Origin of the sequence: Streptomyces sp. NPDC088194 (genome assembly GCF_040702025.1) — a bacterium.
GTDB lineage: Bacteria > Actinomycetota > Actinomycetes > Streptomycetales > Streptomycetaceae > Actinacidiphila.
Window position 1 is genome coordinate 71,772 of the sequence record NZ_JBFBIV010000010.1, and the last position, 12,866, is coordinate 84,637.

Sequence of the window (12,866 nt, forward strand, 5' to 3'; positions counted from 1 at the left end):
GGGGGAGGGCCGCGCGATCAACGCGTACCGCGCGCCGCCGCATGCGCCCGGGGTCCGGGGAGCCGTATGGGCGAGCCAGTCGGCCCGCGCCGCCACCAGCGCGGGCCGCACCTCACGGTCGGGACGCCGCGCCGGCCGCCTGAGGTCCGAGGCGAGCCCGTCAGATCCGCCGGCGCGAGATCGGTGAGCCGACTCTCCCCGCACACACGCACACACGCACACACGCACACCCGCACATCGACCACCGGCAGCGCTTGCCTGAGGCGGCTCCGCACACGGTGCGCCCGGCCACGCGGGTGATGGTGCACCATCCCCCCGGGCCGCGGGAAACGGTGCGAGCGGCCACCCAGCGGCAGGCGGTCCCGTGAGCGGCGAGGCGGCCCGGGGGGTCAGGGGACCCTGGGGGGAGCGGTGCTGTCGCGGAGGACGAGTTCGCTGGCCACTTCGACGCGGGTGGTCTCGGGGACCTGGCCCGCGAGGAGTTGGAGGACCATGCGGGTGGCGACCGCGGCCATCTCCGGCAGCGGGGTGCGCACGGTGGTGAGCCGCGGGGTGACCCAGTCCGCGAAGTCGAGGTCGTCGAAGCCGACCACGCTCAGGTCGGCCGGCACGCGCAGCCCGAGGCGGTCGGCGGCGCGGTAGGTGCTGAGTGCCTGCTGGTCGCTGCCGGCGAAGATCGCGGTGGGGCGGTCCGGAAGGCGCAGCAGGTCGAGCGCGTGCTCGTACGCGGGCCCGTGCGAGAAGTCGCCGTAGCGGACCAGTTCGGGGTCGAAGGGCAGCCCGCCCTCGTCGAGCGCGGAGCGGTACCCGTCGACGCGGGCGCGCGAGGCGAGCCGGTCCGGGGGCCCGCCGATCACCGCGATCCTGCGGTGCCCCAGCCGGACCAGGTGCCGGGTGGCCGCGAGCCCGCCGGGCCAGTTGGTCGCCCCCACCCAGGGCACGCCGGGCGGCGGCTCCTCCGCGGGCGCGATCAGCGCGAACGGCAGCCCCAGCCGCCCCAGTTCGACCCGCTGCGCGTCCGTCAGCCCGGGCACGACGAGGATCGCGCCTCGAGTCGGCCGGTTGGCCAGCGCCTCCAGCCAGTTCCGGGCCTGCCCACTCTCGCTCTCGTGCGCCGCCGACACCACCAGGCCCATGCCGACCGCGTGCAGCGCCTCCTCGGCTCCGCGCACCAGCTGGACCGCCCAGGGACCGTCCAGTTCCCCGATCACGAAGTCGATCAGCCCGCCGGCCGCCAGCGCGGTCGGTACGGCCCGCCCGCGCGGCGCGGTCCCGTACCCGTGCTGCTCCAGCAGCCGCTGCACCCGCGCCCGGGTGCGCGAGGCGACATCCGAGCGCCCGTGCAGCACCTTCGAGACCGTGGACACGGACACGCCCGCCTCGGCGGCCACCCGCGCCAGCCCGCCGGCGCCGCCTTCGCCGCCCGCGCCGCCCGCCTCCTCGGGTTCCGTGTCCCGCGCCATCGATCCCGTGCCCTTCGCCCGCAGCCTCGCCGTACCTGCCTGTCGGAGCAGTATCGCGAACCCGGCGCGGCGGCGGGCCCGCGGCACTCCCGGCGAACCCCGGCGGCCCGGGCGGCGTTGTCCTACCGTGGAAGGGCGGCACGGCGGCGGACCGGACGGGACGGGGTGGAACGGGTGGAAGCGGAACTCACCGCTCTCGCGGCTTCGGGGGCGACCTCGCTGGTGGGGCTGATGGTCTCCGACGCGTGGGGGCAGGTCCGCGGGCGGATCGCCGCCTTCTTCGCCCGGGGCGGCGAGGGCGGTACGGTCGGCGGCCAACTGGATTCCTCGCGGGCGGAGTTGGTGGCCGCTCAGCAGGCCGGGGACACCGACACGGCGGCGGACGTGGCCGACGAGTGGCGCGCCCGGCTGCGGCGGGTCCTGCGTGCCGACCCCGCCGCGGCGGCCGAACTGCGCGCGCTGCTGGACGAGTTCGGATCGCCGGCCGGGAGCGGTTCGATCAGTGTGGTGCACAACACGTTCAGCGGCACGGCGTACAACAGTCCGGTCGTCCAGGCCCGGGACGTCAACAACCTCTCCATCGGCGGCGCTTGGTCGGCGCACCCGGCGCACCCGACGCCCCCGGCGACGCCGTCGGAGTGAGCCGGGCCCACCCGACCTTCTCGGCCCGCCCGCTCACAGCGTGTGGTACCGGCCGTCGTGATAGAGCAGCGGGCGCTGCTGGACGCCGACATGGGCGCGGGTCACCCGGCCGATCACCAGCCGGTGGTCGCCCGCCGGGACCCGCGCCTCGATGTCGACCAGCAGCCAGTTGGACACGTCGTCGAGCACGGGTTCGCCGCCCGGCAGCGTGCTGAACCGGGTCGGCGCGGCGAACCGGTCGATGCCGCTGGTCGCGAACCGCCGGGCCAGGTGCTCGTGTTCGGCGGCCAGGAAGTGCACCACGGCGGTCGCGCTGTCCCGCAGGTGCGGCCAGCTCGACGCGGTGCCCGAGATGCCGAAGGAGAGCAGCGCGGGGTCGAGGGAGAGGGAGGCCACCGAGGTCGCGGTGAAGCCCGCGGGCCGGCCGGCGCCGGGCACGGTGACCACCACCACCCCGGCCGGATGGCCACGGAAGGCGGTCCTGAACTGCTCGGGTATCGAGGGCACGTCAGCGGTGCCCGGGGCGGTGTCGGAGGCGGTTCCAGAGGCGGTGCCGGCAATGGTCTCGGCGGTCATGCTTCTCCCAGGGTCGCGGGTTGCTCGGAATTCGGGCCGGTCGGGTCGCCGGGTCGGGTCAGGTCGGACGGGTCGGCCGGGCCGGGCCGGGCCGGGTCGTCCGGTCGCCGTTCGGAGCGCGGACATATCGCTGCAAGGTTGCTGAAACCGCAGGTTGATACGCTCGCGAGATGGCCGACGTACTGGACATCGCCGCTCTGCGCACCTTCACCTCCATAGCCGACTGCGGCGGCTTCCACCGCGCGGCCGCGGCGATCGGGATGTCCCAGTCCGCGGTGAGCCAGCACGTGCGGCGGCTGGAGAAGGCGGTGGGGCGGCCGCTGGTCGAACGCGCCGGGCGCGTCACGCGGTTCACCCCGTCCGGTGAGACCCTGCTCGCCGAGGCGCGGAAGATCCTCGCCGCCCACGACGAGGCGCTGGTCAGGCTCGGCCGCGGCGGCAACGGCGCCGGCACCCTCGTGGTCGGCTCCACCGAGCACGCCGCCGACCGCATCCTGCCCGCGATCACCGGCGTGCTCAAGGAGCACTACCCCAGCCGCGGCGTACGGTTCCGGCTGGACCGCAGCGCCCAGCTCAACGACGGCCTGGACCGCGGCGGCATCGACGTGGCCGTCTTCATCGGCGATGCCCGCGGCAGCGACAGCGTCCCGGCCGGCGTGCTTCCGCTGTCGTGGTTCTCCGCCCCGAACTGGCGGATGCCGGCGGCCGGCACGCCCATCCCGGTGGTCGTCATCGACCACCCCTGTACGATCCGCCGGCGCGCGCTGGACACCCTCGCCGAGCACGACCTGTCGTCGGCGGTCGTCGTGGAGGCGGCCTACCTCGCGGGCGTGATGAACGCGATCCGCGGCGGCCTCGGCGTCGGTCTGCTCGCCGACGTCGGCCCGCCCCCGGAAGGGCTCCAGCGGCGTGACGACCTGCCGCCGGTGCCGCCCGAACTGCTGCACCTGCGCACCCGGGCCGACGCCCCGCCGTGGCTGGCCGGGACCACCGCCGGCGCGGTCCGCGACCTGCTGGCCCACCGCGTCTGACCCGCCGCCGTCGGGGCTGTCCATGGTCACTCCTTCGTCCGATCGGGGCTGCCTCGCCGCGCGGTTCCTCCCGGGCACCCCGTCACGCGGCGACGGGCGTACCCCGGTGCGCGAGTTCCTGGCGGACCAGGGGCAGGACGTACCGCGCGTAGTCGATCGCGTCGTTGAGCGGGTCGTACCCGCGGATCGACAGCAGCTCGCACCCGATGTCGACGTAGTCCAGCAGCGCCTTGGCCACCGTCTCGTAGCTGCCGACCAGTGCCGTGGAACTGCCCGCCGCGTTCGTCGCGGTGACCAGCGGCGTCCACAGCGCGCGGTCGTGCAGCTCGCCGCGCGCGGCGACGTCGAGCAGCCGCTGCGAGCCGACGTTCGCGGGGCGGCCGTCCCCGGGGGCGGGATAGCGCGCGCCCTTCGGGGTCGCCGCCACCGTCTCCTTGACCTGCCCGAGGATGCGGTGCGCCTTCTCCCAGGCGAGTTCGTCGGTGGCGGCCACGATCGGGCGGAACGAGACCCAGATCCGCGGGTGCGGGCGGCCCGCCGCGTCGGCCACGGCGTTGACGGCGGCGATCTGCTCGGCGGTCTCCTTGAGCGGTTCGCCCCACAGCCCGAAGATGTCGCCCTGCCGCCCGCCGACCTCGTACGCCTCCCGTGAGGAGCCGCCGACCGAGATGGGGATGGCGTCCTGGTACGGCTTGATGTCCGTGGCGAACCCCTCGAACCGGTAGTACTCGCCCGCGTGGCTGATCGGCCCGGTCGCCGCCCACACCTGGCGCAGCACCTGGATGAACTCCTCGGAGCGGGCGTACCGCTGGACCTTGGTGAGGTAGTCGCCCTCGCGGGCCTGCTCCGTGTCGTTGCCGCCGGAGATGATGTGCAGGCCGAGCCGTCCCTTGCCGATCCGGTCGATGGTGGCGAGCGCCTTGGCGACCCGGGTGGGGAAGACGAAGCCGGGCCGGTGCGCGAGCATCGGCTTGACCCGCTCGGAGTTGTTCACGACGAACTGGGCGATCTGCTCGGCGTCGACGCTGGCGGAGCTGTAGGCGACCAGCGTCCAGTCGAAACCGCCGTCGTCCAGGGCCCGTACGAAGCGGCGGGTGTAGTCGACGTCGAAGCCGGCGTGCCGGCCGCCGGCGGTGGCCTCGGTGGTGTTGGTGGTGTGCGTGGCGCTGATGAACTCGACGGGCATGGCCTGGGCTCCGATCAGTTGGCGGGGGTCGCGGCGGCGGACGAGGTCGCGGACGGGTTCGCGTTCGCGTTCGGGTTCGCGGAAGTGCTCGCGGTGGGCGTCGTGGCAGTCGTGGGCGCGAGGGCGTGCGGGAACGCGGAGGTGTCGACGGTGCCCGCCACCTTCACGTCGGTGGGGAGCGAGCCGATGGTGTGCATCAGGTCCGAGACGGCCTGCACCTTGGCGGTGACGGCGGGGGAGACCGGCACCAGGGAGTCGGCGCCCTGCCCCACCACGGTCTTCGCCACGTCCAGGGGCACGCCGTTCTTCTGCGCGAAGACCTGGGCGTACTGGTCGCGGTGGGCGGCCGCCCACGCGTACGCCTCGGCGAGCCGGCCGAGGAAGTCGGCGATGGCCGCCTTGCGGGCCGGATCGGTCAGCGACGACTGCGCGGCCGAGATGAAGCCGATCCCGCTGGTCCGGCCGTCCCGCCCGTCCACCACGATCTTCGCGCCCTTCTGCACGGCGATGTCCTGGTAGATGCCGAACGTCGCCCAGTTGCCGATCTTCCTGGCGTTGAACGCGGCCTGCGCGGCGGTCGGCAGCAGGTACTGCACGTGGACGTCGGAGTACTTCAGGCCCGCGTCGGTGAGGGTCTTCGCCAGCAGGTACTCGGCGATGCTGCCCTTGGCCGAGGAGATCACGACGTCCTTGCCCTTGAGGTCCTGGACCGTCCGCACCGCGGAACCGGGCTGGGTGAGGATCGCGGTGCCGGAGCCGTCCGCCGACGAGGCGGCCACCAGCTTGATCTTCAGGCCGCCGCTGACCGCCTGGAGCGTGGGCAGGTCCGCGGCGCTGCCGGTGTCGACCTGGCCGCTCTGCATCGCCTGGAACAGCGGCGCCGCGCCCTGGAACTCGGCCCACTTCACCTTGTACGGGGTGTTCTTGAGGGTGCCGGCCGCGTTGAGCAGGGTCTGGAGTCCGTTGGCCTGGTCGCCGAGCGTCAAGGTCACGCCGGACAGGTCGGTGCCGCCGGACGCGGCCTTGACGTCGGTGTCCGTCTTCTTCGCGTCGCCGCAGGCCGCGAGGAGCGTGAGGCTGAGCGTGACGGCTGCGGCCGCGGCGAGGAGCCGCGGAAGGGGGCGGGGCATGGCTGTCCTCGGGGTTCGTGGAGCGCGGGATACGGGTACGGGGTGCCGCGGGTTCGGGTGCCGGGTTCGGGTGTCGAGTGGGAGCGGGCAGGACGGCTCGGCGTACGCCGGTGCGGAGTACGGGAGTTGGCGCGGGGAGCCGCTGTGGGGTCCAAGGGGGCGGTAGGGGCGGGACCGGGGGCTACGCGTCGGCCGGGTCCGCGAGGTCGGCCGGGCCTGCCGGGTCTGCGGGGTCTGCGGGGTCTGCGGGGTCTGTCGGGTCGTTCGGGTCGTGCGGGCCGACGCCGAGGCGGGCGAGCAGCGACGTACGCAAAGCGACGAACTCGGGTGCGCCGATGTCGCGCGGCCGGGGCAGGTCGACCACCGCCTCGTGGGCGATCCGGCCGTCCCGCATGACCAGCACCCGGTCGGCGAGCAGTACGGCCTCCTCCACGTCGTGGGTGACCAGCAGGACCCCGCAGTTGTGCCGGGTCCACAACTCGCCCACCAACCTTTGGGCGTTGGTCCTGGTCAGCGCGTCGAGCGCGCCGAACGGCTCGTCGAGCAGCAGCAGGTCGGGTTGCCGTACCAGCGCGCGGGCCAGCGACACGCGCTGCGCCTCTCCGCCGGAGAGCGTCTTCGGCCACACGGCGGCACGCTCGGTCAGGCCGACCTCGGCGAGGTAGCGCTCGGCGAGCGCGCGGTCGGCACGGCCGGGCAGGCCGAGGACGACGTTGCGCCACACCCGTTTCCACGGCAGCAGCCGGGGCGCCTGGAAGGCGACCGCGCGGCGCCGCGGCACCGTGACGGTGCCCTCGATGTCGCGGTCGAGGCCGGCCAGCACCCGCAGCAGGGTGCTCTTGCCGCACCCGCTGTGCCCGAGCAGGGCGACGAACTCGCCCGGCCGGATGTCGAGGTCGAGCCCGTCGACGACCCGGCGCCGGTCGAAGGCGCGGACCAGGCCCCGGACGCGTACGGAGGTGTCGGGGCGGGAACCGGTGCCGGTCCCGTTCACGGTGCGGGCCTTTGATGTGTCCGTGGTCGGGGGAGTCTGTGTGGTGGGAGTCGTCATCGTCATGCTCCGTCGAAGGATGCGCGCCAGGACAGCAGGTACTTGGTGCAGAGCCGCACGATCAGGTCGCTGACCAGGCCGAGCACCGCGTAGACCACCAGGCAGACCACGATCACGTCGGTCTGGAAGAACTGCTCGGCGTTGTTCATGAGGTAGCCGATGCCGTTGCTCGCGTTGATCTGCTCGGCGAAGACCAGGGCGAGCCAGGCGCTGCCGAGGGCGTAGCGCAGGCCGACCAGGGCGCCGGGCAGCGCGCCCGGCAGCACGATGTGCCGGATCTGGCCCCAGCGGTTGAGGCCCAACACCGTGCCCGCCTCGACCAGTTGGGGGTCCACGCCGCGGATTCCGGCGTAGATGTTGAAGTACAGCGGGAAGGTCACCGCGATCACCACGAGCGCGATCTTGGGCTTCTCGTCGATGCCGAACCAGACGATGAACAGCGGGATCAGGCCCACCCAGGGCAGCGCGCGCAGCATGCCGACGGTGGAGTCGATCAGGTCCTCGCCGAGCCGGAACAGCCCGGCGAGCAGGGCCAGCGCGGTGCCCGCGACCGCGCCGATCAGGAAGCCCTCGATCACGCGCTGGGTGGACACCCGTATCGCGGAGCCGAGTTGGCCGTCGGCGGCCAGGTCCCAGCCCTTGTGGAAGACCCGCACGGGGGAGGCGAGGGTGTCGGGCGAGAGCACCCCGGTCGCGCTGAGCAGCCACCACAGCAGCAGCGCGCCGACCGGGCCCGAGGCCCGGCGCAGGGGCCGCGGCACCTGGCGGCGGCGTCGCTCGTGGGCCGGCCGGATCGTCTCCACGTCTCCGCTGCTCTCGGCGCTCCGGCCGCCGTCGTTCGCGGGCGGTGCGACGGGGCCGGTGTCCTCCGGCGGCTCCTTCGACAGGCGCGCGCCGGCGTCAGGCGTGGCGGGATACCCGGTGCCGGCCGTCGCGGCGTTCGGCGGGCGGGACATCTCACTCGTGCTCATCGCAATCCCCCTTCGGGGCCGACGCGTTCGGGTGCGACGTCGGCATCGGACTCGGACTCGGCAACGGCAACGGCAACGGCAACGGCAACGGCAACGGGCTCGGGCTCGGGCTCGGCCTCGGCATGGGACGACGCATCGGCCGCGGCGCCGTCCGGCCGCGGTCCGGTCGCCACCGGCCGGTCAGGGTCCGCGGACCAGGCCGACCACGAACCGGGGTAGAGCGCCGCGTCGATGCCGGCGGACGCGAGCGCGGCGATCTGGTGCGCGGCCGTCACTCCGGAGCCGCAGTACACGCCCACCGTCGTGCCCGCTCCGACGCCCAGTGCGGCGAAGCGCCGCCGGGTCGCGGCCGGATCGGTGAACAGCCCCTCGCCGTCGAGGTTCTCGGCGGTCGGCGCGCTGACCGCGCCGGGGATGTGCCCGGCCCGCGCGTCCACCGGCTCGGTCTCACCGCGGTAGCGCTCGCCCGCGCGGGCGTCCAGCAACACGCCGTCCTCGGCCAGTTCCGCGGCCTCCTCGGCGCTGATCACCGGCAGCCGGCCGGCGCGCAGCACCACGTCGCCGGGTTCGGCGGGCGGTTCGTCACCCCCGGCGAGCGGTTCCCCGCTCGCCCGCCACGCGCCGAGCGCGCCGTCGAGCACGCGGACGTCGGACACGCCCGCCCACCGCAGCAGCCACCAGGCACGCGCCGCGGCCAGGCCGCCCGCGTCGTCGTACACCACCACCGGCCGCCCGGCGCGCAACCCCCATCCCCGGGCGGTGCGTTGCAGGTCGGCGAGGTCCGGCAGCGGATGGCGGCCCTTCAACGACTCTGCGGGCGCGGCGAGTTCGGTGTCGAGGTCCACGTAGCGGGCACCGGGGATATGGGCCTCCTGGTAGTGCGCGCGGCCGTCCGGGTCGCCCAGCGCCCAGCGCACGTCCAGCAGCAACGGCGGCTGCTCGGAGGCGAGTTCGGCGGCCAGTTCCTTCGCGCCGACCAGGACCGGCGGGTGCAGCCCCGGCACGGTCGCGGCGAGGTCCGCGTCGCTGAGCGAACCGGCGGGGGTGCCGTCGGCCTCGGCCTGCCGGGCACGCGCGAGCAGCGCCGCGTTCGCTGCCGGGTATGCCGTCGCCCCCGCCGGCACCGACGCCGTCGCCGGGTACGCCGTCGCCGGCACCGACGCACCGGCCAGCCGCGCCAGGAGCACCACCTCGCCGTTGAGGAAGTCCACTTCGAGCGAACCGGACCGGGCCAGGCTCTGCCAGGTCGAGCTTCCGCCGCGCGGGTGGCCGGGGATGTCGTGAAGGGTGAAGCCGGACAGGTCCAGCGTGCTGCGCGCCTCGCGGTCGACCGGCGGCAGCCCGGCCGCCACCAGCGCGGTACGGGCCTCATCGGCCAGCAACTCCGCAACTCGGTCGCGCAGTTCGCTCGGCCGGTAGAGCGCGTCGAGCACGTTCTGCACGCTCCCGACCAGCTTCGCCGCCTTCCACCCGGCGATGTCCGGTACGACCTGCGTCGCGAACGACGCGGCCCGCAGGTCCGCCGCCAGCCGCTCCAGCGCCGGGTGGTCGGTCCCGCTCGGGTAGCGGCCCAGCCACAGCGCCGCCTCGGTCGGCGCGGCGGGCGAGACCACGACACCGTCCTCGACGTACACCGCCGGCACCCACACGCTCGCCCCCAGCACGTGCGCGAAGCGGCGCAGCGCCACCCGCTCGCCGTCCAGGCCGTTCTGCACGGTGACCAGCGGCAGCACCCGCGCGGCCGGCTCCGTACCGCCGTCGCGGACCGCGACCGGGCGCCACGCCCACTCCGCCACGGCCTGCTCTGCGTCCTGCGCCTTCACCGCGAGCACCAGCACGTCGGTGCCGGTCAGCGCGACCTCCCGCGGCCCCGCCGCGTACGGCACGTCGACCGTGTGCTCGCCGTCCGGCCGCACCAGCCGCAGCCGGCCCGAGCGCAGCGCGGCGAGTTGCCGGCCGCGGGCCACCAGCAGCACGTCGGCGCCCGTGCGGTGCAGCCCGGCGGCGAGCGTGACGCCCACCGCGCCCGCGCCGATGACCACGTAGCGCACGGGAGTCGCAGCCGGTCCGGCCGCGCCGCCGCTCATCGGGGCAGCTCTTCGGAGATCGCGATGGGCGCCAAGTCCGCGCCGAGCCGCAGCCGTTCCAGGAACAGCACCACGGTCGCGGCGGCGGTGCGGTGCGAGAGGTCGTTGAACGCGTCGTGCCGTCCGTCGGCGAGGGTCACCAACTCCGCGCGGGGCGCGGCCGCGTACGCCGTGCGCGCGGCGGCCGGCGGGCTGACCGGGTCGGCCGCGCCGTGCAGACCGAGCACCGGCACCGAGACCTTCGACAGGTCCGCGCGGTCGTACCACTCCCGCGGCAGCGGCGCGTACAGCGCGCCGCGCTCCAGCCGCCCCGGCTCGGCCAGCCGGCCCTGGTGGGTGGGGCATGCCGTGCGCGAGCCCAACTCCTCGGACCAGTCGGCGGGTTGGGACGCCGCCACGTCCTTCGTCGGCAGCCCGGCCAGCACCAGCGCGTCGACCTCCACCTCGCCGGCCGCCACCAGGCCCACCGCGAACAGCGCGCCCGCGTCCGACCCCGCCAGTACCAGCGGCTTCGCCGGCTCCCCTTCCGCCAGCGCCTCCTTCACCTGACGCGCCGCCTCCCGCGGCCACCTGCTCGGGTCGGCCACCGCCCGCACCCGGTAGGCGTCCGCGGCGATCCGCGCGCCGAACCGCTCGTACAGCCGCGGGTCCTCGCCGCGGCCCGGCAGCAGCAGCACGGTGCCGCGCGGGTTCAGCGACGGCGGGATCTCCCACGACGTGGGGTCGGGAACGGTGCTCACGGAGCTCATGGCGGTGTCCTTGGGGCAGGGGCGCGCGGACCGCGCGGCGCTCGGGGCACGCGGCAACGCGACGGGGCAGGGGTGCCGGGGAACGGGGCGGGGTGGATACGCGTACGGCTCTGCGGTGACGCGTACCGCTGCGGTGGCGGGAGGCGCGGGAACGGCCGCACCACGGACGCGGGTTGGGTCACCCGCGTGCCGGGCCTGGCGGTCGGCCCGCTGCCGTGGAAGGGCTCGGCTAGCCGCGGCGACAGCCGGCGGAGGTGCCGGTGCCGAAGTCGATGACCCTGCGCTGGGTGAGCAGCGGGGAACCGGCCGGCGCGGGCACCTCGACGAACGCGACACCGAGGGCCGGGCCGTGCCGGCCGGGCCTCTCCGCGAGCATGTGCGTCGTCATGCCAGGAAGCATGCAGGACGGATACGGCCCGCGTCCAACGATGATTCCTGATCGGGACCGATCACGTTTCCGAATCGATCCACCCCGGGGTGCGGAGCGGGCTGCGGGTCGGCCTGGCTCAGCCCGGCCCAGTACGGCCCCGTTCGGCGACGCGCCGCGCGGCGGCCGCGTGAGGCGACCTGCTCGCGTTTCGCCGCGCACCGCCACCCGGTGCCCGCCCTCGCAGCGGCCGTCGGCGGCCATCGACGGTCATCGGCGAGCGGCCGTGAACAGGCGGCCCAGGACGGGAAGCACGCTGCGCAGGTCGCCGTCGTCCACGGTGGCGGTGGCCGCCGCCCGCGCGCCCGCCGAGCCGTTGAACGCCACGCTCAACCCGACGGATGCGAACAGCGGCAGGTCGGAGCGGCTGTCCCCGACGGCTGCGCAGGAACGGAGGGACAGCCCCGACTCTCGTGCCTGCGCGCGGGCGAAGTCCCGCTTGTCGTGCTCGTCGAAGTGACGGGCGACCCGGCCCGTGAACCGGCCGTCCGCGGTCTCCAGCCGTGGCCCGCAGAACGCGTGGAAGCCGAATCGCTCGGCCAGGTGGCCGCCGACCGGCGACCAGGCGAGGGTCGCCAGCACGGGCAGCAGATCGTTCCGCCGGCACCAGGCCACGGTCTCCGCGATGCCCGTGACCAGGGGAAGCCCGTCGAGCCAGTCGGAGACCCGTTCCTCCGGTGTGCCCGCCCAGCCCGCGGCATCCAGCTCGGAGACCTGCCGGTTGTCCAGGGCGCCGCAGGCGTATGCGGCCTCGGCCTCGGCCAACTCGTCGCGGTGGCCGAGGAATCCGGCCAGGAAGACCGACGAACTCGTACCGGGGACGAGGGTGCCGTCGACATCGAAGAACACGGCGCCCACGCGGTCGGAGGAGAACACCGCCCAAGGATGCCACCGGCGCGCACGATCGCGGACGCCGGCCTTCCGTGCCTGCCGCTGCCGTCCTACGCGTCGCGCGGGGGCTCGATCTCGGCGAGCCAGGAGGTCAGGAGGGCCTCCAGGTGGGCGGCGTCGCCGGGCGGGAGCGCGTCCAGCAGGCGCCGTTCGTTCCGCATGTGCTCGGCGAACGCCTGGTCGATCAACTCGCGCCCGGCCGGGGTGAGTCCGACCACGCGACCGCGCCCGTCGTCGGAGGCGCGGCGGCGGGTGACGAGGCCGCCGCGCTCCAGCCGGTCGATCCGCTTCGTCATCGCGCCCGTCGTGACCATGGTGTGCGCGGCCAGTTCACCGGGTGCGCGTTCGTACGGCGGGCCGGCCCGGCGCAGGGCGGCGAGCACGTCGAACTCGCCCTCGCTCAGGCCGAATCGGCGGTAGACGACGCACAACTGCTCGGTGAGCAGCCCGGCGACGCGGTGCAGCCGCCCGATGACGCCCTGCGGCGAGACGTCGATCTCGGGCCGCTCGCGGGCCCATGCGGCCTGGATACGGCCGATGTGGTCCAGGGGCCGGCGGGTGCCGGGGTCACCGGGGTCACCGGGGTCACCGGGGCCGGCCGGGCCGGCCGGTTCTGCGGGGTGCGCGGGCATGCCTTCACTATAGCTTCCGTGGAAGGCATA

At 74.8% G+C, this 12,866-nt stretch carries 13 protein-coding genes; 2 read left to right on the top strand and 11 right to left on the bottom strand.

What is annotated here, in order from left to right:
• Positions 1 to 389: 389 nt before the first annotated feature.
• Positions 390 to 1,463: a LacI family DNA-binding transcriptional regulator gene (locus AB0399_RS07765; protein ID WP_329371012.1), complete on the bottom strand. Its 1,074-nt coding sequence runs from the start codon at positions 1,461 to 1,463 to the stop codon at positions 390 to 392.
• 174 nt (positions 1,464 to 1,637) lie between these two features.
• On the opposite strand from AB0399_RS07765, the gene AB0399_RS07770 reads away from it, so the two are divergent.
• Positions 1,638 to 2,105 carry a hypothetical protein gene (locus AB0399_RS07770; RefSeq protein WP_366410606.1) on the top strand — a complete coding sequence of 156 codons (468 nt, stop codon included), beginning with the start codon at positions 1,638 to 1,640 and terminating at the stop codon, positions 2,103 to 2,105.
• Between the two features lie 33 nt (positions 2,106 to 2,138).
• Here the strand turns inward: AB0399_RS07770 and AB0399_RS07775 are convergent, their stop codons facing one another.
• Complete coding sequence (locus AB0399_RS07775) at positions 2,139 to 2,681, bottom strand: flavin reductase family protein (protein ID WP_366410607.1); 543 nt, start codon at positions 2,679 to 2,681, stop codon at positions 2,139 to 2,141.
• Positions 2,682 to 2,851: 170 nt separating this feature from the next.
• Between AB0399_RS07775 and AB0399_RS07780 the strand changes: the two genes are divergently transcribed.
• Positions 2,852 to 3,712, top strand: coding sequence for a LysR family transcriptional regulator (locus AB0399_RS07780; protein ID WP_366410608.1), 861 nt, complete (start codon positions 2,852 to 2,854; stop codon positions 3,710 to 3,712).
• An 82-nt stretch (positions 3,713 to 3,794) separates the two neighbouring features.
• Here AB0399_RS07780 and AB0399_RS07785 read toward each other — a convergent pair whose 3' ends face one another.
• The 9 genes from AB0399_RS07785 to AB0399_RS07825 form a co-directional block, all read right to left on the bottom strand.
• Positions 3,795 to 4,898 (bottom strand): LLM class flavin-dependent oxidoreductase, encoded by a 1,104-nt coding sequence (locus AB0399_RS07785; RefSeq protein ID WP_366410609.1) that lies wholly within the window; start codon positions 4,896 to 4,898, stop codon positions 3,795 to 3,797.
• Positions 4,899 to 4,912: 14 nt separating this feature from the next.
• Positions 4,913 to 6,028, bottom strand: a complete 1,116-nt coding sequence (locus tag AB0399_RS07790; protein WP_366410610.1) for an ABC transporter substrate-binding protein — start codon at positions 6,026 to 6,028, stop codon at positions 4,913 to 4,915.
• Positions 6,029 to 6,209: 181 nt separating this feature from the next.
• The gene (locus AB0399_RS07795; RefSeq protein ID WP_366410657.1) at positions 6,210 to 7,109 is read right to left on the bottom strand and encodes an ABC transporter ATP-binding protein; all 900 of its coding nucleotides are present in this window, start codon (positions 7,107 to 7,109) and stop codon (positions 6,210 to 6,212) included.
• Positions 7,082 to 8,050, bottom strand: coding sequence for an ABC transporter permease subunit (locus AB0399_RS07800; RefSeq protein ID WP_366410611.1), 969 nt, complete (start codon positions 8,048 to 8,050; stop codon positions 7,082 to 7,084). Before AB0399_RS07800 ends, AB0399_RS07795 begins: the two co-directional genes overlap by 28 nt.
• Positions 8,047 to 10,137 (bottom strand): rhodanese-like domain-containing protein, encoded by a 2,091-nt coding sequence (locus tag AB0399_RS07805; protein WP_366410612.1) that lies wholly within the window; start codon positions 10,135 to 10,137, stop codon positions 8,047 to 8,049. Before AB0399_RS07805 ends, AB0399_RS07800 begins: the two co-directional genes overlap by 4 nt.
• On the bottom strand, positions 10,134 to 10,886 hold the full coding sequence (locus AB0399_RS07810) for a lysophospholipase (protein WP_366410613.1): 753 nt from the start codon (positions 10,884 to 10,886) through the stop codon (positions 10,134 to 10,136). Before AB0399_RS07810 ends, AB0399_RS07805 begins: the two co-directional genes overlap by 4 nt.
• Before the next feature lie 229 nt (positions 10,887 to 11,115).
• Entirely contained in the window at positions 11,116 to 11,274 is a 159-nt protein-coding gene (locus AB0399_RS07815) for a hypothetical protein (protein ID WP_366410614.1), read from the bottom strand.
• A gap of 249 nt (positions 11,275 to 11,523) precedes the next feature.
• The gene (locus AB0399_RS07820) at positions 11,524 to 12,189 is read right to left on the bottom strand and encodes an HAD-IB family phosphatase (protein WP_366410615.1); all 666 of its coding nucleotides are present in this window, start codon (positions 12,187 to 12,189) and stop codon (positions 11,524 to 11,526) included.
• Positions 12,190 to 12,254: 65 nt separating this feature from the next.
• The gene (locus AB0399_RS07825; RefSeq protein ID WP_366410616.1) at positions 12,255 to 12,836 is read right to left on the bottom strand and encodes a MarR family transcriptional regulator; all 582 of its coding nucleotides are present in this window, start codon (positions 12,834 to 12,836) and stop codon (positions 12,255 to 12,257) included.
• Positions 12,837 to 12,866: the final 30 nt, after the last annotated feature.